Annotated in this window: 20 protein-coding genes; 11 read left to right on the top strand and 9 right to left on the bottom strand. The window is 68.6% G+C overall.

Annotated features, from left to right (window positions below):
* Nucleotides 1-7: 7 nt before the first annotated feature.
* Nucleotides 8-1,102: a DUF7159 family protein gene (locus tag BST10_RS14545; protein ID WP_013828906.1), complete on the bottom strand. Its 1,095-nt coding sequence runs from the start codon at nucleotides 1,100-1,102 to the stop codon at nucleotides 8-10.
* A gap of 365 nt (nucleotides 1,103-1,467) precedes the next feature.
* Between BST10_RS14545 and BST10_RS14540 the strand changes: the two genes are divergently transcribed.
* Complete coding sequence (locus tag BST10_RS14540) at nucleotides 1,468-2,457, top strand: esterase family protein (RefSeq protein WP_083038529.1); 990 nt, start codon at nucleotides 1,468-1,470, stop codon at nucleotides 2,455-2,457.
* Nucleotides 2,458-2,571: 114 nt separating this feature from the next.
* On the top strand, nucleotides 2,572-3,039 hold the full coding sequence (locus BST10_RS14535) for an SRPBCC family protein (protein WP_041317852.1): 468 nt from the start codon (nucleotides 2,572-2,574) through the stop codon (nucleotides 3,037-3,039).
* A gap of 8 nt (nucleotides 3,040-3,047) precedes the next feature.
* On the opposite strand, the gene BST10_RS14530 is transcribed toward BST10_RS14535, so the two are convergent.
* Nucleotides 3,048-4,811 carry a CocE/NonD family hydrolase gene (locus tag BST10_RS14530; protein ID WP_083038560.1) on the bottom strand — a complete coding sequence of 588 codons (1,764 nt, stop codon included), beginning with the start codon at nucleotides 4,809-4,811 and terminating at the stop codon, nucleotides 3,048-3,050.
* 304 nt (nucleotides 4,812-5,115) lie between these two features.
* On the opposite strand from BST10_RS14530, the gene BST10_RS14525 reads away from it, so the two are divergent.
* Complete coding sequence (locus BST10_RS14525) at nucleotides 5,116-5,565, top strand: nuclear transport factor 2 family protein (protein WP_013828902.1); 450 nt, start codon at nucleotides 5,116-5,118, stop codon at nucleotides 5,563-5,565.
* Nucleotides 5,566-5,582: 17 nt separating this feature from the next.
* Here the strand turns inward: BST10_RS14525 and BST10_RS14520 are convergent, their stop codons facing one another.
* The 3 genes from BST10_RS14520 to bfr are packed head-to-tail and all read right to left on the bottom strand — an operon-like array spanning nucleotide 5,583 to nucleotide 8,682.
* A complete protein-coding gene (locus tag BST10_RS14520) occupies nucleotides 5,583-6,077 on the bottom strand; it encodes a carboxymuconolactone decarboxylase family protein (protein WP_041317849.1) in 495 nt (164 codons plus the stop codon).
* A gap of 11 nt (nucleotides 6,078-6,088) precedes the next feature.
* Nucleotides 6,089-8,149, bottom strand: coding sequence for an MDR family MFS transporter (locus BST10_RS14515; protein ID WP_083038526.1), 2,061 nt, complete (start codon nucleotides 8,147-8,149; stop codon nucleotides 6,089-6,091).
* A gap of 50 nt (nucleotides 8,150-8,199) precedes the next feature.
* Nucleotides 8,200-8,682 carry a bacterioferritin gene (bfr, locus tag BST10_RS14510; protein WP_013828899.1) on the bottom strand — a complete coding sequence of 161 codons (483 nt, stop codon included), beginning with the start codon at nucleotides 8,680-8,682 and terminating at the stop codon, nucleotides 8,200-8,202.
* A 223-nt stretch (nucleotides 8,683-8,905) separates the two neighbouring features.
* Between bfr and BST10_RS14505 the strand changes: the two genes are divergently transcribed.
* Both BST10_RS14505 and BST10_RS14500 read left to right on the top strand, forming a co-directional pair.
* A complete protein-coding gene (locus BST10_RS14505; RefSeq protein WP_235673595.1) occupies nucleotides 8,906-9,601 on the top strand; it encodes a fatty-acid--CoA ligase in 696 nt (231 codons plus the stop codon).
* 10 nt (nucleotides 9,602-9,611) lie between these two features.
* Nucleotides 9,612-9,848, top strand: coding sequence for a (2Fe-2S)-binding protein (locus tag BST10_RS14500; protein WP_083038521.1), 237 nt, complete (start codon nucleotides 9,612-9,614; stop codon nucleotides 9,846-9,848).
* A 10-nt stretch (nucleotides 9,849-9,858) separates the two neighbouring features.
* On the opposite strand, the gene BST10_RS14495 is transcribed toward BST10_RS14500, so the two are convergent.
* Nucleotides 9,859-10,794: a hydrogen peroxide-inducible genes activator gene (locus tag BST10_RS14495; protein ID WP_083038519.1), complete on the bottom strand. Its 936-nt coding sequence runs from the start codon at nucleotides 10,792-10,794 to the stop codon at nucleotides 9,859-9,861.
* A 115-nt stretch (nucleotides 10,795-10,909) separates the two neighbouring features.
* Between BST10_RS14495 and BST10_RS14490 the strand changes: the two genes are divergently transcribed.
* The 5 genes from BST10_RS14490 to BST10_RS14470 all read left to right on the top strand — a co-directional run bounded on the left by BST10_RS14490 (nucleotide 10,910) and on the right by BST10_RS14470 (nucleotide 15,429).
* Nucleotides 10,910-11,497, top strand: coding sequence for a peroxiredoxin (locus BST10_RS14490; RefSeq protein ID WP_083038516.1), 588 nt, complete (start codon nucleotides 10,910-10,912; stop codon nucleotides 11,495-11,497).
* 48 nt (nucleotides 11,498-11,545) lie between these two features.
* The gene (gene ahpD, locus BST10_RS14485) at nucleotides 11,546-12,085 is read left to right on the top strand and encodes an alkylhydroperoxidase, AhpD family (RefSeq protein ID WP_083038515.1); all 540 of its coding nucleotides are present in this window, start codon (nucleotides 11,546-11,548) and stop codon (nucleotides 12,083-12,085) included.
* A gap of 118 nt (nucleotides 12,086-12,203) precedes the next feature.
* Entirely contained in the window at nucleotides 12,204-13,448 is a 1,245-nt protein-coding gene (locus tag BST10_RS14480; RefSeq protein ID WP_083038558.1) for an alpha-hydroxy acid oxidase, read from the top strand.
* Nucleotides 13,449-13,498: 50 nt separating this feature from the next.
* Nucleotides 13,499-14,134, top strand: coding sequence for an endonuclease (locus BST10_RS14475; RefSeq protein ID WP_083038557.1), 636 nt, complete (start codon nucleotides 13,499-13,501; stop codon nucleotides 14,132-14,134).
* A gap of 62 nt (nucleotides 14,135-14,196) precedes the next feature.
* A complete protein-coding gene (locus tag BST10_RS14470; protein WP_083038513.1) occupies nucleotides 14,197-15,429 on the top strand; it encodes an NAD(P)/FAD-dependent oxidoreductase in 1,233 nt (410 codons plus the stop codon).
* A gap of 14 nt (nucleotides 15,430-15,443) precedes the next feature.
* Here the strand turns inward: BST10_RS14470 and BST10_RS14465 are convergent, their stop codons facing one another.
* Nucleotides 15,444-16,925 (bottom strand): acetyl-CoA acetyltransferase, encoded by a 1,482-nt coding sequence (locus BST10_RS14465; protein WP_083038511.1) that lies wholly within the window; start codon nucleotides 16,923-16,925, stop codon nucleotides 15,444-15,446.
* Nucleotides 16,926-16,976: 51 nt separating this feature from the next.
* The gene (locus BST10_RS14460) at nucleotides 16,977-18,533 is read right to left on the bottom strand and encodes a sensor domain-containing protein (RefSeq protein WP_163762324.1); all 1,557 of its coding nucleotides are present in this window, start codon (nucleotides 18,531-18,533) and stop codon (nucleotides 16,977-16,979) included.
* A gap of 125 nt (nucleotides 18,534-18,658) precedes the next feature.
* Between BST10_RS14460 and BST10_RS14455 the strand changes: the two genes are divergently transcribed.
* Complete coding sequence (locus BST10_RS14455) at nucleotides 18,659-21,031, top strand: hypothetical protein (protein WP_083038507.1); 2,373 nt, start codon at nucleotides 18,659-18,661, stop codon at nucleotides 21,029-21,031.
* A 43-nt stretch (nucleotides 21,032-21,074) separates the two neighbouring features.
* Here BST10_RS14455 and BST10_RS14450 read toward each other — a convergent pair whose 3' ends face one another.
* Complete coding sequence (locus tag BST10_RS14450) at nucleotides 21,075-23,471, bottom strand: CaiB/BaiF CoA transferase family protein (RefSeq protein WP_083038505.1); 2,397 nt, start codon at nucleotides 23,469-23,471, stop codon at nucleotides 21,075-21,077.
* Between the last annotated feature and the right edge of the window lie 20 nt (nucleotides 23,472-23,491).

Here is a 23,491-nt window from a genome sequence, read left to right as displayed (position 1 = left end):
GAAGGACTCAGCGGCCGGGAAGACGCGGAATACGCTCGCGGAACCGCTCCAGCAGTGACGCTCCGCCGCGCGGCGGCGGTGCCGGTGGTTCCGGGAGCAGGTCCGGCCCGTCCCACAACGCTCCGAACTCGACCGGTTCCTCCGCAAGCTCGGTCGGCGGCGCCGGGGCGGCCGGTGGCGGCCCCGCCGCAGCACCGGGTGGCGGGGCGGCGGGGACCGCCACCCGCGCCACCGTCGCGTGCTCGGGCGGTCGCTGCTCCGGGAGGTCCCTGCTCGGGCTCAGCTGCAGAGTCACCGCGGCCGACACCGACGCCACGAACATCACCGCTCCCGCGGTCAGCATCGTCAGCGCCCCGGCGTACGGCAGCGACATGGACCGCCCGGCGCCCACGGCCCGGCCGGTCCGGCCCGCCGACCGCGGACTCGTCAGCTCGGCGTGCGGCGCCAGCGCCAGTGCGGCCCCGCGCGCCAACGCCTGCTGGGCTCCGGCCTGCACGAAAACCGGCAACGACAGCTTGGACTCGAGCCGTCGCGCGAGCCGGTCCATGCCGCGCCCGGAGCCGGCCACGGTCAGCACGCCCGGCCGCCGCCCGCCCGATCCGAAGGCGTCGGCCAGCCACTCGACCACGTCATCGGTACGGCCGATCGGACATCCGGTGACGATCGGATAACCGTCATCGGGGCCGTCGAACTGCACCAAGGTGGCAGATCCGGGTTCGATGACGCACACCGCGGTCTGTCCGCCGGCCGGCGCGATGCCGGTTGTCAGCGATGCCGCCGCCCGGCTGAATCGCACTGACACCACGTTCTCGAAGCCGGCGTCGGCCAGCGACTCCAGCAGCAGCGCGGCCCCGACCGCTGCGTCATCGCTCCAGGTCACACCTACACCGTGCAGCCGGTCACCGCGACCGGCCAGCACGGTGCGAACTCGGGCCGCGACAGCCGTCGCCGACGCCGCCAGGCTCACCGCATCCAGCCCGGCATCACCGAGGGTGACACCGACCTCGTCACCGGAAAGCGTCGGGCAGTGGTCGGCCCGTCCGTCCGCCATGACCCAGCCGACCGTCGTCGGCGTCATCGCCAGCCCCAGTACCGTGTCCAAAATCGCGCACCCCAATCGTCCTGATCTGCGATGTCACCGCGTCGGCGGAGAGCCTGCGCCTCGCCCGGGGTGGGGCTCGGCGGGCACCGGAACGGACCGGGGACAGCCCAGGACAGTGTGGTTTTGTCGGCTTACCGGAGGCGAGCCTACGCGTGTCGCGCAGTTGTGCCTAACCGGGTCCCGGCCCGAAATCGGGTATGCTATGTCGCGAGTCGGGTCCCGGAGACGGCCGCCGAGTAGCCAGAAGCGGCCGTTGTCGCATGTGAGGGCTGACACACGAGTGGTGGCGTGCTTTGCGTCGCGATCGACAGATTAGCTACTTTGAGAACATTTCGAGAGCGTTCCGCAGACGACAAGGGGCAGGAATGACAGACGTGACCAAAGGGATGCGCTGGGTGCGCCGATTAATGGTCGGCGCGGTGGCCGCAGCAGCGCTGCCCGGGCTGATCGGCCTGACGGGCAATGAAGCGACCGCATCAGCGTTCTCCCGGCCGGGTCTGCCGGTCGAGTACCTGCAGGTGCCTTCAGCGGGTATGGGCCGGGACATCAAGGTCCAGTTCCAGCCCGGCGGCTCCGGTTCGCCGGGCCTGTATCTGCTCGACGGCATGCGCGCCCAGGATGACTACAACGGCTGGGACATCAACACCCCGGCGTTCGAGTGGTACTACCAGTCGGGCATCTCGGTGATCATGCCCGTCGGTGGCCAGTCCAGCTTCTACAGCGACTGGTACAAGCCGGCCTGCGGTAAGGCGGGCTGCTCCACCTACAAATGGGAAACCTTCATCGCCAGCGAACTGCCGGCCTACCTGGCGTCCGAGTACGGCGTGAGCCAGAGCCGCAACGCCGCGGTCGGCCTGTCGATGGCCGGTTCCTCGGCGATGAACTTCGCGATCTACCACCCGGACGTATTCACCTACGCGGGTTCGCTGTCGGGCTACGTCAACCCCTCGGACGGCAAGAGCTGGATCGGCCTGGCCATGGGTGACGCCGGCGGCTACAAGAAGGAAGACATGTGGGGCCCCGACGACGACCCGGCGTGGCTGCGCAACGACCCGACGATCAACGTCGCCAAGCTGGTTGCCAACAACACCCGGCTGTGGGTCTACTGCGGTAACGGTCGCCCCAATGAGCTGGGCGGCGACAACATCCCCGCCACGTTCCTCGAGGGCAACTTCATGATCGGCCAGAACAAGAAGTTCCAGGAGGCCTACACCGCGGCCGGTGGCAGCAACGCCGTGTTCAACTTCCCGGACTACGGCACCCACAGCTGGGAGTACTGGGGTGCGCAGCTGCAGGCGATGAAGCCGGACCTGCAGAGCCACTTGGGCGCCAGCGCCGGTGGCGGCGAAGGCTAAACGCTCAATCCCATCACTGAGCCCCATCCGATTCCGGATGGGGCTCAGTGCTTTTGTCGCGGTTTGCCGTGCTTTGTCACCAGAGGCTTACCCCGCTGCCGCGAACATGATTGGATGGCGGTCATGCAGGGTTCCGCGACAGTTCATATGGCAGCCCCGGCCGAGCGGATCTGGGATCTGGTGGCCGATGTCCGCAACATCGGGCGGTTCTCGCCCGAGACCTTCGAGGCCGAATGGCTCGACGGCGCCACCGGTCCGGAGGTGGGCGCCCGGTTCCGTGGACACGTTCGGCGCAACGGGATCGGGCCGGTGTACTGGACGACATGCCGGGTCACCGAGTGCGAGCCGAATCGGGTGTTCGGCTTCGAAGTGCTCGCCGGTGACCGAGCCGTGAACCGGTGGAGCTACGAGCTGACCCCGACCGCGGACGGCACCCACGTCACCGAGTCGTTCCGGCTGGCCGACTCGTTTCTGACCAGCGTGTACTACTACCTATTCGGTGGTTTCCTGCGGCAGCGCAACAACATCCGCGACATGCGGCGCACCTTGGAGCGCATCCGCGACGTGGCGGAGCAGCAGTAGTTGAAAAGCTAGTCCAGCGTGTCGGGATCGGCCAGCGGCAACAGCAAGAACGACGGGGTGGGACCGCCCTGATGCAGGCGGTAGGTGCCGCCGGCCAGTGCTCGACGCGCGGGCGCGGTCGGTACCAGGTGCGGGAAGTCGTAGCTGGTCACCGTCAGCCGCAGCCGATGTCCCGGCGCGATCATCGCGGCGGTCGGAAAGATTTCGATGTCGTAGCCGGTCAACTCCCCCGGTTCGACGGGCCGCACCGCCGATCGGGTGCTGACGTGATGTGGACGCAACACCGTGCCGTCCGGCAGGTACCAGGTGCGGTCGGGGTCGAGTGCGCGGTGCGACCCGAGCAGCGCCCCCTGCGTCAGGGGACGACTGACCCCCTCCGGGGCGACGTCGTCGAGGTGGGCGACCCACAGCGTCTCGGTGGTGTCGGCTGTCGCCTCCACGCGCAAGGTGATCGGTCCGGCGATCAGTGTCGGAGCATCGAACGGCTCGGTGGTGTAGGTCAACGCACCTCGTTGCAGACGGCGGTTGTCCTGGTCGTGACGGGTGCGGCCACCGACCTGGGTGGTGACGAAACTGTTCAGCCCCAGCGTCCACTGCTCGAGGCTGCGCCCCGACACCGGACCGCGCGCCCGGTAGCGCAGGGTGGCCACCGTCTGCTCGGCCGGGGCGTCGGCCAGCAGGCGCCCACCTTGCGACAGGTACAGCCGGGTGGGTACCGCCTCAGCGATCGGGTACTCACGGGCATGAAACCATCGGCTGTCGCCGATCGCCTGGAAGCTGAACGGCGAACCCGAGATCTCCGCGCCCGCATCGTCTTTCAACCAGTGATCGAACCAGCGTAACTGCAGATCCTGAACGTGCAGACCGTCGAAGGCCGACACGTGGTACCACGGTCCCATCATCAGCCTGATCCGCTCGGCCAACGGTTGTCCCGGCTGCATCGGCGCGTGCTCCGCCCGGCCGGTGCACGCATTCTGCAGCACCGCGAAATTCAGTGGTGCGCCGCGCTGGAAGGCGTCATGCCAGCCGCCGACCAGGAAGACGGCCACGTTGTTGGCGGCGACCTCGGGCAGCACGAGTTCGGGCCGCATACTGTCCCAGAACGGGCCGTCGTAGGCGGCGTCGCCCCCGGTGCGCGCCTCGGCGACCAGCGGCCCGAAATAGCCGCGCTGGTCTCTGCCGCGCTGCCGCACCGCCGCGAGTCCGCCGGCCCGGGGTCGCGGATGCCCACCGCGGATGAAGAACTCCAGCGTCGGATTGATGACGTTGAGCATCGTGTACAGCGCGCCGTAGCCACGCACGGTCGCCAGATGGGGAGCCCCGCCCATGGCGGCAGCGTCCCGGTAGAAATCGTTGGCGGCCATCACCGGGAATACCGCTTTCAGCGGGGAGTCCGGTCCGACTGCGGCTGCGGTGAACAGCTGGTTGATGGCCAGATAGCTGATGCCGAACATGCCGACCCGGCCGTTGGCGTTGGGCAGCGCCGAAGCCCAGTCCACCAGCTCGACGCCGTCGCGGGCCTGGTCGGCACCGAACATCTCGAACGACCCGCCGGATGCACCGGTGCCGCGGACGTCGACCATGACTTCGATGTAGCCGCGCCGGATGAGATGCGGTGTGGGGCCGCCGCCGATCTGCGCGGCCGGTGGTGGGGCCAGCTTGCCGTAGGGGGTCATCGACAGCAGGACCGGAAACGGCCCGCCGGCGGCCTCCCCGGTCTCGCGCACGGTGGGGTAATGGATGTCGGCGCGCAGCACGACACCGTCGCTCATCTCCACCGCGACGTTGCGCCGCACACCGACGCCGTACTGTGCGGGTGGCGCCGCCCACTCCGGGAGCAGCGGCGAGGCGCTGGTCTTGCGGGGACGCGCGGGCCGTGACTTCCGCAACGCGACAGCGGCGACCCCCGTCGCAGCGACCGCCGCGAGCACCAGTTTGACGTTGCGCGCCGTCCGCGGTTCAGGCATGCCCACCTCCCGCCTCAGACTCTAAAGGTGCATCGGTGCCGCTCGGACACCTGACCGGTGCCCGCGTATATTCCGGCGTGTGAGTCGTCCGCCGGAACACGGAGTCGGGGTGTCGCCCGACGTCAAGCAGATCGTCACCGGGATGTGGCAGGCTCTGTCGCGCCGCGACTGGGATGCGGTGAAAGCCGTTCTGGCACAAGACTGCATCTATGTCGACATGCCGGTGGGGCCGACCGCGGCCGCCCGCGGCCCGCACGACATCATCAAGCGCCTCAAGGTCGGTCTTCAGCCGCTGGCCGGATACGTCAACCACCCGGGGTTGTTGGTCGCCGAGGGCTCCGACGTCGTCTACGAGCACTCCGAGACCTGGACCTGGGCCACCGGCGAAACCGCGCTGTTGCGCTTCGTCACCGTGCACAAGGTGGTCGACGGCAAGATCACGCTGTGGAAGGACTACTGGGACATGGCCGGCCTGACCGCCCACGCCCCACCGACCTGGCTGGCGGATCTGGCCGACGCCGACATGTCGTGGGTGTTCGACGCCACCGGGCTGATCTGAGGGTCACCGCTGCGTTGTCATGCCCGACTCGGCAGCGTGAACGCGCAAGCCTGACCGATGTCCATGGTGCGCAGAAACCGCCCCATGCCCAACCACAGCGCGCACGACAGCGCGAGGTCGGCGAGCAGCTCGTCGCTGAAGTGCTCGGCGCACCGCGACCAGAAGTCCTCGTCGTCCCGCAGCCCGGTGTGGTCGGTGGCGAAGCGGTGGGCGAACTCGGCGGCGAGCCGTTCGGCGTCGCTGTAGCCGGGCCAGGTGCGCCATTCCGACACATGCTCGTAGAGGTCCTCGCTCACGCCGGCCGCCGGGCCGTCGGCGTCGCGGGTGTTGACGCAGACCGCGCACTCGTTGTCGAAGGCGATCACCATCCGGGCCAGCTCCCGGGTGCGCATGGGCAGCCGGCCGTTGTTGTAGACCGCGGTGCTGAATCCACCGATGCCCGCAGCGAGTTCGGGCGACTTCGTCATCCAGGCCATCAAGTCATCTGCGGGGAAATCTCCGATTCGGCTCATACCCGCCGATGCTAATCGGCTTTGCCATCAGCATGGGCCGTGCCGGCGAACTCTGCCTCGTTTGCCGACCAGTCCCGGTCGACGAGTGCGCGGTGGGCGATCCGCTGCAGCGCGGCTTCGATCTCGCCGCGCTCCGGGCGGCCCTCGAAGGCGGGCGAGCGGGACAGCTTGTCGCTCACCCCCTCCTGGATCAGCGAGGTCACGAACCGCACCTGCTGCAGTCCGACCCGGGTGAGCCACAGGTGGTCGCCGTCGCGCAGCGCATAACCCTGAGCGACCAGGCGGTCGACGGTGGGTTCGAGGATCTCGTAGGGCACCCGCAGGTTCTTGCCGATGTCGCTGAGCCGCGCGGTGCGGAACACCTGGGTGTAGCGGTAGATGCGCAGCACCGTCCACAACCCGGCCACGTCGAGTTCGCAGTCCGGTCGCAGCGCGATGCTGCGCAGTCGCACACCGGGTTCGTTGCGCAGCAGCCGGCCGATCGCGGTCTCCAGCAGTTCGTCCGACGATGCGGTGGTGGGCATGCCGAACCCGTCGCCGAGGTCGACCGCACTGTCGTGCAACTCCTTGAGCGGAACCTCGCGCAGGAACAGCGCCAGCACGAACCCGAGCAGCGCGACCGGCGCGGCCCAGAAGAAGACCTGGCCGAGTGACTCGGCGTAGGCCTGCACGATCGGCGCCGCCTGCTGCGGCGGCAGTCGGTGCAGCGCTTCGGGGGAACCGGCTGCATCGGCCGTCAACCCGGCGGCGCTGAGCGCCGGACCCAGTCGGCGGTCCAGGAAGTTGACGAACAGCGACCCGAACACCGCAGCACCGAAGGAGCTGCCGATGGTTCGGAAGAAGGTGACCCCGGAAATGGCCACGCCGAGATCGGCGAAGCTCGAGGTGTTCTGCACGACCAGCACCAGGACCTGCATCGACAGTCCGATACCGGCACCCAGCAGCAGCAGGTAAGCCGACTGCAGCCACGCCGGTGTGGCGGCGTCCATCTGCGACATCAGCGCGAACGCGATCGTCATCAGGGCGGTGCCGGCCACCGGGAAGATCTTGTAGCGGCCGGTTCGGCCGACCAGGGTGCCGCTGCCAGTGGAGGTCACGAGCATGCCCACCACCATCGGCAGCGTGCGCAGCCCGGAGCTGATCGCCGAGACGCCGTCGACGTACTGCATGAAGGTTGGCAGGAAGGTCAGCGCGCCCAGCATCGCGAAGCCGACCACGAACGCCAGCACACAGCACACCGCGAACACCGGGTCGGCGAAGAGCCGGGTCGGCAGGATGGGAGCCGCGACCCGGCTTTCCACCCGGGCGAACAACGCCAGTGCCGCCACGGACGCGGCGAACAGCCCGATGATCGTCACCGAGCCCCAGCCGTAGCGGGTGCCGCCCCAACTGGTCGCCAGCGTCAATCCGGTTGCGCCCAACCCGATCAGCACGATGCCGGCGTAGTCGATCACCGGCTTTGCCCGGTCGGCCAGCGCCGGGATCGCCGCCCCGGCCACGACCATCACGACCACCGAGATCGGCACGTTGATCCAGAACGCCCAGCGCCAGGTCAGGTAGTCGGTGAAATAGCCGCCCAGCAGCGGGCCGATCACGGTCGTGACGCCGAAGACCGCGCCCAACATGCCCTGGTAGCGGCCCCGGTCGCGCAGCGGGATGACCTCACCGATCAGCGCGGTCGCGGTGACCGTGACGCCACCGCCCCCGACACCCTGCAACGCGCGGGCGCCGACCAGCATCACCATCGACGTGGACAGCCCGCACAGCACCGAGCCGAGCACGAAGCACACCACGGCGCCCTGGAAGACCAGCTTGCGCCCGAACAGGTCGCCGAGCTTGCCCGCCAGGACCGTCGCGAAAGTCGACGTCAGCAGGTAGCTGGTGATCACCCAGGACTGGTGGCCGGCGTTGCCCAGATCCGACACGATCGTCGGCAAAGCCGTGGCGACGATGGTCTGATCGAGCGCGGCCATCAGCATGCCGAACACGATCGCCAAGAAGATCAGGTTGCGACGCTGCGGGCTGACCGGCGCAGGCCGCGTGTCCGCTGCGACCGGCGTCGAATTGCTCATACCGGTGGCGGATACCCGCTACCGGGTACCCGCATCGACTGGGGGCGTCGTCACGTGGTCGGCGGGCGGGAGACGCACTGTGCCGAGTACAGCGCCTCGCCCAGCTTGTCCATCAGCTCCAGTTGCGTCTCCAGATGGTCGATGTGGGATTCCTCATCGACGAGGATGGCCTCGAGAATCTTGGCAGTCGTGCTGTCCTGCTTTTCGCGGCACATGACGATGCCCGGTCGCAGCCGGTTGAGCACATCATTTTCCAGCGCCAGGTCGCTCTCGAACTGTTCGCGGATCGTCTGGCCGATGCGCAGGGAGCCGATGCGCTGATAGTTCGGCAGGCCGCCGAGTACCAGAATCCGGTCGGTGACCGTCTCGGCGTGGCGCATCTCCTCCATCGACTCTTCGCGGGTGTGGCCGGCCAGCTCGGTGAAGCCCCAGTTCTCCTGCATCTTCGCGTGCAGGAAGTACTGGTTGATCGCGGTGAGTTCACTGGTCAGCTGCTCGTTGAGCAGTTTGAGAACCTCCGGGTCGCCTTGCATGATCACTCCTCTGGGGTGAAGAACCTCGCATGCCGGCCGCGACGGACGGGGTGACTCATCGCCGTAACGCGCCGAATCTCAATCTAGTGCAGGTCGGATGTGCCAGGGGGGTGATTACCCGTGTCTCGGCGCGTCGAATCGGCGCATCGGCTCGGCGTTCGGCGGAAGCGGGTCGCCGGCCAGCCCTACGCGATGCGCTGAAGTTAGGTTAGACTCTACTAACATGAGACTCGCCACGCCAGGCCGCCGTGTCGGCAGTTCGGGCCACGGTGTGTCCCGTCACGACGATCCGCACTCACTGGTGCTGGCACTGGACTACCGGGTTGATGACGTTGACCGGACCTGGTCGCTGATCCGCGACGACCATGCGCCGCTTCTCAGCCTCGGCGCCCGCCACGCGGTGCTCTACACCTCGGCGTTCGAAACCGACCGGGTGCTGGTGACGATCGGCCTGCGCCACCGCGTGTCGGTCAAGGAGTTGCTGCGCTCCCCCGCCATCTTCGAATGGTTCGACCGCTCCGGAGTCAACGACTTGCCGGCGATCTTCGCCGGCGAGGTCAAAGAGAAGATCAACCTGGCCCAGCCCGGCCCGCAGCAGCTCGGGTCGGAGGTGATCGTCGGGGTGGTATCCACCGTGGCCGATCCTGCGGATCTGATGGCCAATGTGCACCGCGGACTGGATCGATTCGCCGGGGCCGGCGTGCGCAAAGTGTGGGTGTATCAGGCCGTCGACGACGGGAATGAGGTGATGACGCTGCTGGAGATCGACAGTGCGGCAAGCGCGCAACGCTGGATCGACCATCCGGACACCGCCGCGGAGTGGATGATCGGTTCCGGGGCCGCAGGGTACCCCCGACCCTTTGTCGGAAAGCTCGCTGCTGCAATCGATCTGATGACGCCTGTGGATGACGGTCGGTAGGGGTATCGCCATGTACGTATGCCTTTGTGTCGGAGCCACCAATCAGATGGTGAGCGACGCCGTCGCGGCCGGCGCGTCGACGTCGAAAGAGGTTGCCGCAATGTGCGGGGCGGGCGGCGACTGCGGCAGGTGCCGGTGCACGGTCCGCGGCATCATCGAGGCCACGTTGGCCGCGGCGCCGACCGCCCCGGCCAACGGTTCGCTGCGGCACCTCGCCCTGGACATCACGCCGGTCGGTTCGCACTGATCAGCGATTCTCATCCGACCAGATCGACCTGGTGTCGCGCGGCGATCACGTCGCCGATGACGCCTGCCAGTCGCCGGTAGGAGTCCTCGCGCCCACTGGAGGTGCGAAACACCAGTCCGATGCGCCGGCCCGGCCGGGGCGCGGCGAAGTAGGCCAGCGCCAAGCCACTGCGTTCGGCTTCGACCGCGACCGCCGTCTGCGGGATCAACGTCACCCCCAGTCCCCCGGTCACGCACTGCACCGCGGTCGCCAGCGACGCCGCGCGGGTGTTGGTCAACCGGGCTCGCACGCCGGCATTGCGGCAGATGTCCAGCGCCTGGTCGCGCAGGCAGTGTCCCTCGTCGAGCAGCAACAGCGGCAGGTCCGCCAGCGCAGCGGGCGAGACCCGTCGCTTGCCGGCCAGCGCATGTCCGGGCGGAAGCGCCAACACGAAATCCTCGTCGTAGATGGGCATCTCGGTCATGCCGGTGGCCTCGGTCGGCAATGCCAGCAGCGCGGCGTCCACCGCGCCCTCTCGCAACCCGGTGAGCAGTCGTTCCGTCTGGTCCTCGATCACCCGCAGGTTCAGGCCGGGCAGTCGTTCCGAGACGCCGGACAGCACGGCGGGCAGCACGTAGGGCGCCACGGTCGGGATCAGGCCGAGGCGCATGGTGCCCTGCAGCGGATCGGCCACCCCGGCCGCCGCGGCCGAGAACTGCGCCGCCGCGTCGAGCACCGCGTGGGCGTGCGGCAGCAGCTGCTGCCCTTCGGCGGTCAGGAAGACCCGCCGGGTGGACCGCTCTATCAACTGGATGCCCAGACCGGACTCCAGTGACGACAAGGCCTGCGACAACGTCGACTGGCTCAGGCCCAAGCCGGCCGCCGCGAGGCTGAAGTGGTGCTTCTCGGCGACCGCGGCGAATGCCCGCAGGCCGGCCAAGGTCGGCTGATAGCTTATATCGGTCATACCGATAATTGTAGTGCCAAGTATCACCTTTCATTTTTAATTCAGATAGGGCAACATGGAGCGTGCGGGCACTGAACTCGTCCGCGCCCCGAAATCTCACACCAAAAGGAGTGTCATGGCACTGCTGACCATCGGCGACCAGTTCCCGTCCTACCGGCTCACCGCGCTGATCGCGGGCGACCTGTCGAAGGTCGACGCGAAAGGGCCCGAGGACTTCTTCACCACCGTCACCAGCGACGACCACCCGGGCAAGTGGCGGATCGTATTCTTCTGGCCCAAGGACTTCACCTTCGTCTGCCCCACCGAGATCGCTGCCTTCGGCAAGCTGAACGATGACTTCGCCGACCGCGACGCGCAGGTGCTCGGCGTGTCGATCGACAACGAGTTCGTGCACTACAACTGGCGTCTCCAGCACGAGGACCTCAAGACGCTGCCGTTCCCGATGCTCTCCGACCTCAAGCGCGAGCTCGCCGAGGCCACCGGTGTGCTCAACTCCGACGGCGTCGCCGACCGGGCGACCTTCATCGTCGACCCCAACAACGAGATCCAGTTCGTCTCGGTGACCGCGGGCTCGGTGGGCCGCAACGTCGACGAGGTGCTGCGGGTGCTCGACGCCCTGCAGTCCGACGAGCTGTGCGCGTGCAACTGGAAGAAGGGCGACCCGACGCTCAACGTGGGCGAACTGCTCAAAGAATCGATCTGACCGAGCCGACACGGTGCGACGCGCCGGCGATGAAAGGAATAGCGCCATATGAGCATTGAGAATCTCAAGAACGCGGTCCCCGAATTCGCCAAGGACCTCAAGCTCAACCTGGGTTCGATCGCTCGCACCACCGCGCTGAACGAGGAGCAGCTCTGGGGCGCCCTGCTGGCCAGCGCCGCGGCGACACGCAACGCCACGGTGTTCGCCGAGATCAGCTCCGAAGCGGCCGACAACCTGTCGGCCGAGGCCTACCAGGCCGCTCTGGGTGCGGCGTCGATCATGGGCATGAACAACGTGTTCTACCGTGGCCGGCACTTCCTGGACGGCGCCTACGACGACCTGCGGCCCGGGTTGCGAATGAACATCATCGGCAACCCGGGGGTCGACAAGGCCACCTTCGAGCTGTGGAGCTTCGCGGTCTCGGCGATCAACGGCTGCCAGGCCTGCGTCGGCTCTCATGAGCAGGTCGTCCGCGATGCGGGCGTCGGCCGCGAGGCGGTGCTGGAGGCCCTCAAGGTCGCCTCGATCGTGGCGGGGGTGGCCCAGGCGATCTTCGCCGGGCAGGCCCTGCCCGCCGGTTCGGCCTAAGGATCGGTGCTGGCGCGGCTCAGTCGGACTCGGCGAGCCGCGCCAGCCGGTCCAGGGCGACCGGATCGTCGCGGCCGCCGCAGTAGCGGGACACCGAATCTCGTGGATGGAGCAAGCGATGCCGGTGACGCAGCGGCGGTTTCCCAGAGTCCACGAGCTGGCGCCGCTGATCAGATTTCGCCGGCCACGGTTGAACCGCCGTGCCCAGCGGCTGGCGGCCGCGTTGACCGTCGAGGATCTGCGGCGCATCGCCCAGCGCCGCACCCCCCGGGCTGCCTTCGACTACACCGACGGCGCCGCCGAGGACGAGATCTCACTGGAACGGGCCCGACAGGCCTTCCGCGACATCGAGTTTCACCCGGCGATCCTGCGCGACGTCACCGACGTCGACACCAGCCGCGACGTGCTGGGCGCTTCGGTGGCACTGCCGTTCGCGATCGCGCCGACCGGCTTCACCCGGCTCATGCACACCGCCGGTGAGCTGGCCGGCGCCCGGGCCGCCGAGGCCGCCGGGATCCCGTTCTCACTGTCGACGCTGGGCACAGCCTCCATCGAAGAGGTCGCCGCGGCCGCCCCCGGCGCCCGGCGGTGGTTTCAGCTCTACATATGGCGCGACCGCGAGCGGTCGATGGCGCTGCTGCGCCGCGCCGCCGACGCCGGCTACGACACCCTGCTGGCGACCGTCGACGCCCCGGTCCCGGGAGCGCGTCGGCGCGACACCCGCAACGGTATGACCATCCCGCCGGCGCTGACGCTGCGCACGGTGGCCGATGCGATCGTGCACCCGGCCTGGTGGTTCGACCTCTTCACCACCGAACCGCTGGCCTTCGCGTCGCTGGACCGGTGGTCGGGCACCGTCGCGCAGTACATGGACAGCATGTTCGACCCGAGCATGACCTTCGACGATCTGGCCTGGGTCCGGTCGCAGTGGCCGGGCCGGTTCGTCGTCAAGGGCATCCAGACCCTCGCCGATGCCCGCGCCGTGGTTGATCTCGGCGCCGACGGCATCGTGTTGTCCAACCACGGCGGTCGCCAACTCGACCGGGCGCCGGTGCCCTTTGCGTTGCTGCCCCACGTCGCGCGCGAGGTCGGTGCCGACACCGAGATCCTGCTGGACACCGGAATCATGTCCGGCGCCGACATCGTGGCGGCGGTGGCACTGGGCGCCCGGTGTACGTTGATCGGCCGGGCCTATCTGTACGGGCTGATGGCCGGCGGTCAGGCCGGGGTGCAGCGCGTCATCGACATCCTCGCCGAACAGATCCGGCGCACCATGCGGCTGCTGGGGGTCAGCGAGCTCGCCGAGCTGTCCCCGCAGCACGTGACGCAGCTGCGGAGATCGGCTCCGTTCGACGGCGGCTGATCGGGCCGGCCCGACGTTTGTGGCGCGACCCGAACGGGTATACGCCGCCGGTGCATACCAACACCGAACTGGTGCGACGGCTGCTGCGGCGGGCGGGAAAGACCTACGCTCAGGAGGCTGGCATCCGGTTGCGTAATCAGCCGATGCCGCTGTTTCAGCTGCTGACCCTGTGCATGCTCGCCAGCAAGCCGATTGATGCCGCCATCGCGGCCCGGGCCGCGCGTGAGCTGTTCAAGAGCGGTCTGCGCACACCGCACAAAGTTCTTGAGGCCGATCGCCGCACCATGATCGACGCCATGGGCCGCGCCCACTACCGCCGCTACGACGAGAGTTCAGCCACGCGGTTGGTGGAGCTCGCCGAAGCCGTGCAGGAGAACTATCGCGGTGATCTGCGACTGCTGGCGGAGCGCAGCGGGCGCAATATCGACGCGGCCGTCGAGTTGCTCACGGAGTTCCAGGGGATCGGTGATACCGGTGCGAGCATCTTCTTGCGGGAGGTCCAAGACGTATGGCCCTGGGCCCGGGCCAGCTTCGACGAGCGTGCGCTGGCCGCGGCACGTGACCTCGGGTTGCCCGGCGACGCAAGCGAACTCGGTGCGCTGTCGGGAGGCCGCAACGCTGAACTCGCGGCAGCGCTGGTGCGCTACTCCTCCGACGCCGATGTTCGTGAGCGGCTGGCCGATTAGCCCGCTGCCCGGCCGAATCGCCGGTAAGGTGGCCGTTGACGGCGCCTAGAGCGGAGGATCGCGTGTCGACATCAACAACCTTCGTGATCGTTGGCGCCGGCCTGGCCGGCGCCAAGGCCGTGGAAGCGCTGCGCGACAAGAACTTCGGCGGAACGCTCATGCTGCTCGGCGAGGAGCAGCATCTTCCCTACGAGCGGCCGCCGCTGTCCAAAGAATTCCTGGCCGGCAAGAAGACTCTCGGTGACTTCACCGTGAACCCACAGGGCTGGTACCGCGAGCACGATGTCGACTTTCGCTCCGGAGCCCGCGTCGTGGGTTTGGACCGGGCCGGTCACAGCGTCGAACTGGCCGACGGCACCAGCCTGAGCTACCAGAAGCTGCTGCTGGCCACGGGTTCGCGCTCCCGACGGGTACCGATCCCGGGTCCCGACGCTCGCGGCGTGCACTATCTGCGCACGGTCGACGACGCCGCTGCACTGGATTCCGCACTGGCATCGGGCACCCCGCTGGCAGTGGTGGGCGCCGGCTGGATCGGCATGGAGGTGGCCGCAGCGGCCCGCCAGCGCGGCGTCGACGTGACAGTGGTGGAAACGGCCACACTGCCGCTGCTGGCCAGCCTCGGCGCCGAGAACGGGGCGATCTTCGCCACCCTGCACCGCGACCACGGCGTCGACCTGCGCCTGGGTTCGGCCGTTGCCGAGATCACCACGGCCGACGGCGCCGCCACCGGCCTGCGATTGGCGGACGGCTCGCACATCAACGCGGGCGCGGTGCTGGTCGCCGTGGGCGCACAGCCCAACATCGAGCTGGCCGAGCAGGCCGGTCTTGCCACCGGCAACGGCGGTGTCCTGGTGGACGCGAGCCTGTGCAGCAGCGATCCCGACATCTACGCGGTCGGTGACATCGCAGCGGCACAGCATCCGCTGCTGGCAACCCGGATCCGCACCGAACACTGGGCGAACGCACTCAAGCAACCGGCGGTTGCGGCGGCGGGAATGCTCGGTGACCCGGGCGAATACACCGAGCTGCCATACTTTTTCACCGACCAATACGATCTCGGCATGGAGTACGTCGGGCACGCGCCCGGCTACTCCCGCGTGGTCTTCCGTGGCGACACCGACGCGCGCGAGTACACCAGCTTCTGGCTCGGCGACGACAACCGGGTACTGGCCGGGATGAACGTCAACATCTGGGAGGGCCTCGATGACATCAAGGCCCTGGTCAGGTCGCAGCAATCCGTCGATCCCGACCGGCTGGCAGACCCGACGACGCCGCTGAACGAGCTGTCGCGCTGAGCGGCGGCGGGTGCCTACCGCAGCGTCGCCGTGCCGTCCACGTGCACGTCGACGGCCGCACCGGCGATGTCCTCGCGCACGCTCGCGTCGGCGGTATCCCGATCGCGGCTCACCGCCAGGGTCCGTGATCCGTCGGGTGTGCGGACCGCGAGGAAAACGTGCTGGGGCTTGCCGTCCCGGTCGAACGGCGTGGTCCACGACTCCACCGCGCCGGTCCCCTGCCACTGCGTGAGCTCCGGCCGGGTCGGTTGGGCGTCCACCGCGGATTGGACGTCCTGCCAGCGGAATCCGGATCCTGGCGGTTCGGTGCCGTACACCCCGAGGCTGTGCTTGGTCAGATAGCCGCCGTTGGCGGTGATCAGGCCGCGCCGACCCGGGTTGGCGACCAGCAGTTCGGCCAAGGTGGCTATCGAATGCATCACGTAGTTGTTCCACGGCCCGCCGGCGAAGGTCAGCCCGCCGGTCACGGTCAGTGGACGGGCGGGGTCATCGGTGGGCAGTCGCAGTTCGGCCGCGGCCACCTGGACCGCCGACGGGAAGCACGAGTACAGGTCGACGTAATCGATATCGCCGATCTCACCTACGCCCGCCAGTTCCAGTGCGCACTCCCCCGCGATCCGGATCGCCGGTGAGCGGTGCAGTTCGTCGCGGGCACCGATCGCATAAGTGTCGTGGGCATCAGCGCCGGCCTGCGGAAAGACCCAGCGCTCCGACGGGATCCGCAGCTCAGTGGCGCCCTGAACGGAGGTCAGTACCAGCGCCGCGGCCTGGTCGACCATGTTGTTGGAGTTCATCAACTTGGTGTATGGCCAGCTGATCATCCGGTTCTTGTGCCCTGGCCGCCAGATCCCTTCGGCTCCAACGGGTTCGCGGATCCAGGCATGCGGGTTGGCCACGGCGACCGCGTTGAACCGCGCCCACAGCTCACCGATGCGCCGGCGATGTCCGTCGATGGTCTCCCCGGCCGCAATGCGCAGTGCCTGCTCGAACAGCGGGTAGACGTAAGCGGGCCGGTCCAACCCGATGCGTGCCTCGGCGGCACCCGACAACGGCACGTCCTCGCCCTCACATTCGGCGAGTGGAACCTCCGCGTCGTCCTGCCGGGTCCAGGCCAGCCTGCCGCCGGCGGCCCGCAACCGGCTGCGGGTGCGCCACATCTCGCCGCCGGCCAGCAGCACCACCCCAGCGCGGCCTTCCTGGATGTCCAGGCAGGCCCGATTCAACAGCGACTGCGGCACATTGCCACCCATCGGGCTGTAGCGTGTGGCGGGCCGGTCGGCGCCGATCCGCTGCGCAAGCAGCACACCCGGATCGCGGTAGCGCGCCGAGAGCAGGTTCACCACGCGGACCGAGTCGACGGCGCGCAGCACCCGGTCGTCGGCGGCGTGGCGCGCCGCCGCGGCCATCAGGTCGACGGGTTCGACGGGGTCGTGGTCGTCGCGGTGGTTGATCTGGCCGTAGCCGATCAGCACCGGTGTCCGGGGGTCGACGGGCATGGGCGTAAGACTAATCTGCGTCGCGCGCCCGCCGGCGTCGCGGCGTTCCGTTCAGAACAGCGGGCCGTTTGTGACGCTGGCGGCCAGTCTTCCGGCGATCCGGCTGGCTTCGTCGCCGATGTGATCGCCACAGGCCTTCACATCGATGACCATGTCCGACACCGTCCGAAGCACCCGTTGGCAGCCGTAGCCGTTGCCGCCGTCGAGGGTGAAGGACTGGGTGATCTTCGGTGCCTCGCCGGTGACGTCGCCGACATTCCAGGTGTATTTCTCCGTTCCGCGGTAGACCACGCTCACGGTTTGCCCGGCGCAGGCCTTCCAGGGCAGGGCCGACGCGCGAACGAACGCCAGCGCCCGGTCGGTGTGAGCCGGAAACACCGCCACGTCCTGGTCGACGAAACGATTTCCGTCGACTCCGGCGCGGCCCATCCCGCCGCGGTCCTCCGAGACCCGCCAGGTCACCTGCGCTCCCCCGCTGTCCCGATATGTCCGGTCCAGGCCCGGGTAGAGCACCCCCGCACAGTCCGGTGGCGACACCTCGATCACGCCGCTGGTGTGCTTGGCCCGGTGGACGCCGCTTTCGGCGATTTTCATGCCGGAGACGCCCATGATGGTGTCGAGTTCGCTGTCGTCGAGCATGGCAAGGTCGGTCTGCTGCGGCTGCGGGTCGTTGAGCACGACCGCAACCAGAATCGCCGCGATCGCGCCGGCGGCGACACCGCCGGCGAGGAACCACCTGTTGCGCACGAGGCGGCGTAGTCGCCGCGGCGGATCCCGGTGGGTGTCGGTTGCCGCGATGACGACCGGACGGGCCCGCCCGGTCGGCAGATCCCGGGCAGCTTGCAGTCCCGACGGCGCTGCCTCGACGATCGGTTGCGGACCCGACGGCGCCCGCAGCACGGGTTGCGGGGCCGCGAAGGGAACGGTGCTCAGCCCGCCCGCCGGGGTCGAGAGGTTGCCGTCGCAGTTACTCAGCACCGCGTCGACGTCGCTTCTGGTGCGCCAGGTGACATCAGGTCGGTCGCGCAGCAGGTACAGCAGCCGAACGATGTCGCGATGCGCGGTGGGATCAGCACAGTCCTCGTCAAGCTTGTTTCGCAGTTCCGAGACCAGCCCGGCCTGCTCGTGATGGCTCAACTCCGGGCTGGCGAGGACTCCGGCCAACCGCATCAGATAGGCGAACGGCACCTCCGGCTCCGCGGGCAGCGGCGCCGGCAGCGGCCCCCCTTGCGCCGTTCGCCGTTGCAACGCTTCGATCAACCGGATTTCAGTCTCGGAGTTCGGGTTCCGGTAGTCGATGATCTGGGTGGCGGCAAGCGGGGTGACCCGCACGCTGTCGACCGGGCCGATCTGGACGGGAAGAATCGGGCGACGTAGCGCCTGGGCGTACGCCAGCTCCGCTCGGCAGGGTTTGGAGGCCAGTGAGTTGTTCGACAACGCGACGATGAACACGTCGCATTCGCGAATCTTCTCGAGGATGGTCTGCCACCAGGCCTCCCCGCCGCCCAGTTCATCGTCCAGCCACACACCCTGGCGGGTGCGCCGCAACACGATCAGCAAGCCGTCAATCGCCGACCGGTCTTGGCTGGCGTGACTCACGAAGAGCATGAGTGCCTCCGGAAAGTTCGACGTGGGAAGAAGCATACCGAGTAAACTCCATGCCGCAATACCAACAGGACAGAACAGTGAGCCCGAGTCCGGATCAGTGCACAGGCGCCCGTGCGGCCACGCGAATGCGTTCCCTCGTCACGTCTCGCCGTGCCGCCCATCTGGCCCTGTCGGCCGTGGCCGTCACCCTGATCGCCTGGCTGTGCGTACTTGCCCGGTGGCCGGACGCCGCCGGCGGGTTACCGGCGTGGTTGGGCTGGTTCGGCCGCCCCGGATCGTTGCCGTCGGTCGCCATCACCGTGACCGTCCTGGTCACGCTCTGTGTGCTGAGTTTTCGCGGCCACGGCGACACGCGATCGGGAAGCGTCCCGGCCGCGATAGTCGCCGGTCTTGCCACCGTGGGCGCCCTACTCGGTCTGAGCTCGTTCTGGGAATGCCACGACGACACTCATCCGAGCTTCTTCCAGCCGCTGATCTGGACGGCGGTACTGATCAAAGGCGGCATGACAGACCTCTCGATGAGTGGGCAGGTCTGCCCTACCACCACGCCGACCGCCCTGGTGGTAGCACGACTGGCGGCACTCGGCGCCATTTTCACCGGACTCTCCGGTGTCGCGCTCGCCCTGTTCCGATCCCAGGTGGATCGATGGCAGGCCAATCACGCCTCCGCTGTCACCGCGGTGATCGGCGTCGATGACGACTCCGGGGCGATGATCGGCGGCATCGCGCAGACGCTGGGCCGGCGCGACACGCTCGTCGTCATGTTCGACGCCGCCGACGAACGCGGCCTATACGGCGCGCGGGCCCTGGGGGCCCGAGTGCTTTCGGTAGACCTCAACAACCCGGCCTCGCTGGAATCGCTGTCGCTGTGGCGCAATCTCGCGAGCTTGTACCTGTTGTCGAGTGACGCCTCCAACAACCGGCTGTGGCTGGACACGATCAGCCAGGCGCTCGCCTATTCACGCCGCCAGCCGCGACGACTACCCCTGGTGCTCCGGGTCGACGATCCGTGGCAGGCCGAGGCCTGGCGCGCCCAGCAGTTCGGCGGGGCTGATGCGCGATGGGCCGTCGACATCATCGGAAAGTACGAAGTGACCGCCCGCTGGCTGCTCGACAATATCGTCGCCGCCAAGACTATTCAGCAGGTATTCGTGTGCGGTACTTCGCAGTTGACGCTGGCGCTCTGCGCCGACCTGACCCGCCGGAAATTGGAGCATGACTACTACAGCGCCCCGTCCGAGTCGGCGTTGCCGGCCCTGATACTGGTCGGCGAGGACGCCGCCGAATACCAGCGGGATCACGAATTCCACCGCGCGCAAATAGGACTCATCGCGACCGGTCCGGACATCGACGTGGTGTCCAGCGCACCGACGGTGCCGACGCTGGCCCAGCTGATCGATGCCGGCGATGCGGCGACCAGTGCCGCCATATTCGTCGACGACTGGTCACGTGGTCCCCGTGGCCCGGCCACCACCGGAAGCCGGTTGGCGGCCCGCTTCACCACGATGCCGGTCTACAGCTGGGATCCCGACAGCCGGGTCAGTGACAAGCCGATACCGATTGTGGGCCGGCTCCGTACTTTCCGGTTGATGCTGCAGATGTCCGACGGGCAAGTATCCGACGCCTGGGAGCGGGCCGCCAGCCTCATCCACGGGCGCTACCTCGCCAGGATCGGTCCGCAGGCGCAACCGCTGCCCTCGCGGTTGCCGTGGGACGAACTCGACGAGTTCTACCGCCGGTCGAACCGGCGCCAGGTCCGCAATGCCTTGTGGATGGTCGAGCAGGTCGCCGACCACACTTGGGATACCTGGGGCAGCGCACCGGCCCCGCTGGCGGAGCGAGACATGGCCGGTTTGCCGCCGCTGGAACAACTCGCTCAGCTCGGCTTCGACCACGATTCAGCCATCGCGATGGCCCGTAGCGAACACGAAGACTGGTGCCACTACTACCACCGCAACGGTTGGCGATATGGCCCGAACCGAGACGATCGGCACCGGATCCACGACAAGCTGGTCGACTGGTCTGTCATCGAAGCCGATCCTGCGCTGCTCGACGGCGTCCTGCTGAGCGTGGCGAACACGCTGTGGAGTCTTCGCCAGCTCGGCTACCGGTCCCGTCCGGTATGGCAGTCATTCGACAGGGTCGGGACTGTCCGCGCCGAGCAGCGAGACGGGCCCTGGACCTGGACCTCCCCGTCCGGAGCGACGATGCAGGCCGGCCCCGGCGACTGGTTGGTCGAAGAGGACGGCAAGAGCTGGTCGGTGCGCGACGACATCTTCCGGGCGGGCTACCGCCATGTCAGCGGATCGCAATGGCAACGGCGCGGAACGGTGCTCGCGCGAATAGCCCAGCCGGGAGAGACAATCCAGACCCTGGAGGGCCCCACCGTAGCTGCCGACGGGGACTGGGTGGTCAAGGGCGATCACGGCGACCAATGGCCGGTTCCGGCCGATGTGTTCGCGCACCACTATGCCGAACCCCGTTCGATGGGTGAGTGACCCAGCAGGCGTTGCGGAAGCGCAGCGGAACCGTCGAATCGGGTTAGTCCGCGGCAAACAGCACGCCGTCGGCGATCAACCGCTCGATGTCGTCCCCGTCGAGCCCGAGCAGCGTGTGGCAGAGGACACGGGTGTCCTGGCCGGGCAGCGGGGCCGGCCGTTGCGCCGCCTGCGGAATATTGCGGAACGGTGCCGGACCGGTTTCAGCCGGCAGCGGGTGCTCGATGAGCGGATGAGTCATGTCGGCGAACACCGCGCGGTGGCTCAGCTGGGGATCCTCGGCGATGTCGGGTGGCCGGTTCATCGGCCCGGCCGCCACCCCGGCCGCCTGCAGCAGCTCGCCGACACTGGCCGGAGTGCACTCACCGGTGTGCCGGCTCAGCTGGTCGACGAGTTCGGCACGGTGGGCGCTGCGTTGCTCACCGGTGCCGAAGCGCGGGTCGGCGGCCAACGCCGCGTCGCCGAATGCCGCTGCCACACGGCGCCAATCGTCATCGGTGCGAATCGAGACCACGCACCACTCGTCGACGCCGGAACACCGGCAGACCAGGTCCAGTCCGGTGTCCGGCACTATCGACGGCCCCGCGGCCCGTGCCACGTAGCCGGTGTCGAGTTGATTGACGGCGGCCTCGGCCTGCGAGACATGGACGTGGGCTCCGGCGCCGGTTCGCCGGCCGGCTATCAGCGCTGCCAGCGCCCCGATGGCGGTGACCCGCGCGACCACGTGGTCGGGGAAGACGGTGGTGGCGTCGTAGAACGGGTGGCGTCCGGTCGCTGCCGCGCGCTGGCTGCCCTCCGGGCCCGGCGGAGCGGTCCACAATGCGGTCACCCCGGTGGTGGCACGCACCAGCGGGCCATAGCCCATCCGGTCACTCCACGGCCCGCTCTCCCCGAACGCGCTGCTCTCGGCAAGCACCACCTGCGGGTTGATCCCGCGCAAGGCCTCGTAGCAGAACCCCAGGGCGGCAAGGGTTCCCGGTTTGAAATTGGCCAGTACCGCGTCGGCCGTGCCGACCAGCCGACCGAAGATCTCCTTGCCGGCCGGGCTGCGCAGATCCAGGCCGAACCCGAGGTTGTTGCGGTGCGTCCAGGCGAACGACTCGCTCATCGCCGATCCGGCGCGGGTCTGCCGCAGCCCGTCCGGGTAGGCGGCACTCTCCACCTTGATGATCTCGGCGCCCAGGTCGCCGAAGAGCCGGCTGGCCTCACCGCCGGCCACGATGACGCCCAGATCGACGATCCGCACTCCCTCGAACGGGCGCGCACCGACCGTGCCGCCGCCCACCGGCACGTCCGGCCGGGCTCGCCACCCGGCGCGTCCCTCACCGGGTGCCGGCGCCGGCGTGCGGAAACCGGCACGGTGCCCGTCGACCACGAAATAGCCGGCCGGTATCAGCGCCGGGAGACCCGGGGCCAGGTCGGTGCTGACCGCGGCCCGCGCCGCCGCGAAATGTTCACCGGCCAGCACCTGCGCCGGTTCGCCCACCGCGGCGATCGGCACGCCGCGGGCCTGCCCGGCGGTGACCAGATCGGCCATGTCCCGCTCGGCGAACAGCTCACGAACCAGCACGCTGATCTGTGGCCAGGCCGCGAACCGCTCACCGATCACGTCGAATCTGGGGTCGGCGTAAGCGGCCGGCTCCCCCAGCCACGCGCGCAGCCCGCGCCACTGCCGTGGCGACATCACGCATAGCCGCACGTAGCCGTCCCGGCACGGATAGATCGGGTAAGCGTCCTGGTTGCGGGGCCGGCCACGCCAGCGGCTCGCCCCGCGGCGGGCCGCGGCCACCTGGCCCTGGGAACCGAAGATCGGATCGAGCACCGTGACCACCGCATCGAAGCGGGCGAAGTCGATGTAATCGCCGACGCCGCAACGCAACCGGTTGTAGTAGGCCACCAGCACCGCCCAGCCGGCCTGCACCGCCGCGGTCGCCGAGGCGATCCCGTCCGGCGGCAGCACCGGGGTTCCGCTGGTCGGCCCTGATCGCGAGAGCGCCCCGGAAAGGGCGTAGAGCACCGCGTCGGTGGCCTGCCAGTGCGAACGCGGCCCGCTCGTGCCGAAGTCGGTGACCGACATCGTCACCAGGTGGCCGTAGCGGTCGGCCAATTCACCGCACGAGGTCCCGAACCGCGAGGCCCCGAGGTCGGCGGTGTGTCCGCGCGGGCCGCCGTCCACGACGATGTCGGCGGTGCGCGCCAACTCCTGGAACCGGCGGCGGTCCCGTTCGTCGGCCGGATCCAGGATGACACTTCGCTTGTTGGCGTTGCGCAACGCGAACGAGATGCTCACGCCGCCCAGCAGTGGGGCGGCGGTGCGTGCCGGACTGCCGCCCGGAGGCTCCACCTTGAGCACATCGGCCCCCAGGTCGGCGAGCAACCGGGTGACCGCGTCGGCGTCACCACCGGCCAGATCCAGAACGCGAACCGATTCCAGCAGCACGTGGCCAGGGTAATGAACGG

This window comes from Mycolicibacter algericus DSM 45454, from assembly GCF_002086455.1.
GTDB classification, from domain to species: Bacteria; Actinomycetota; Actinomycetes; order Mycobacteriales; family Mycobacteriaceae; genus Mycobacterium; species Mycobacterium algericum.
The sequence above is the reverse complement of the archived record's forward strand: the minus strand, read 5'-3'. Positions and strand labels throughout refer to the sequence as shown.

Coding starts and splice junctions, on each gene's coding strand:
- BST10_RS14520 (WP_041317849.1), bottom strand. CDS start 6,077: ATGAGCCGAATCGGAGATTTCCCCGCAGATGACTTGATGGCCTGGATG.
- BST10_RS14505 (WP_235673595.1), top strand. CDS start 8,906: ATGAGACTCGCCACGCCAGGCCGCCGTGTCGGCAGTTCGGGCCACGGT.
- BST10_RS14540 (WP_083038529.1), top strand. CDS start 1,468: ATGACAGACGTGACCAAAGGGATGCGCTGGGTGCGCCGATTAATGGTC.
- BST10_RS14480 (WP_083038558.1), top strand. CDS start 12,204: ATGCCGGTGACGCAGCGGCGGTTTCCCAGAGTCCACGAGCTGGCGCCG.
- BST10_RS14465 (WP_083038511.1), bottom strand. CDS start 16,925: ATGCCCGTCGACCCCCGGACACCGGTGCTGATCGGCTACGGCCAGATC.
- BST10_RS14460 (WP_163762324.1), bottom strand. CDS start 18,533: ATGCTCTTCGTGAGTCACGCCAGCCAAGACCGGTCGGCGATTGACGGC.
- BST10_RS14495 (WP_083038519.1), bottom strand. CDS start 10,794: ATGACCGATATAAGCTATCAGCCGACCTTGGCCGGCCTGCGGGCATTC.
- BST10_RS14515 (WP_083038526.1), bottom strand. CDS start 8,149: ATGAGCAATTCGACGCCGGTCGCAGCGGACACGCGGCCTGCGCCGGTC.
- BST10_RS14455 (WP_083038507.1), top strand. CDS start 18,659: ATGCGTTCCCTCGTCACGTCTCGCCGTGCCGCCCATCTGGCCCTGTCG.
- BST10_RS14530 (WP_083038560.1), bottom strand. CDS start 4,811: ATGAGCGACGGTGTCGTGCTGCGCGCCGACATCCATTACCCCACCGTG.
- ahpD (WP_083038515.1), top strand. CDS start 11,546: ATGAGCATTGAGAATCTCAAGAACGCGGTCCCCGAATTCGCCAAGGAC.
- BST10_RS14535 (WP_041317852.1), top strand. CDS start 2,572: ATGGCGGTCATGCAGGGTTCCGCGACAGTTCATATGGCAGCCCCGGCC.
- BST10_RS14490 (WP_083038516.1), top strand. CDS start 10,910: ATGGCACTGCTGACCATCGGCGACCAGTTCCCGTCCTACCGGCTCACC.
- BST10_RS14500 (WP_083038521.1), top strand. CDS start 9,612: ATGTACGTATGCCTTTGTGTCGGAGCCACCAATCAGATGGTGAGCGAC.
- bfr (WP_013828899.1), bottom strand. CDS start 8,682: ATGCAAGGCGACCCGGAGGTTCTCAAACTGCTCAACGAGCAGCTGACC.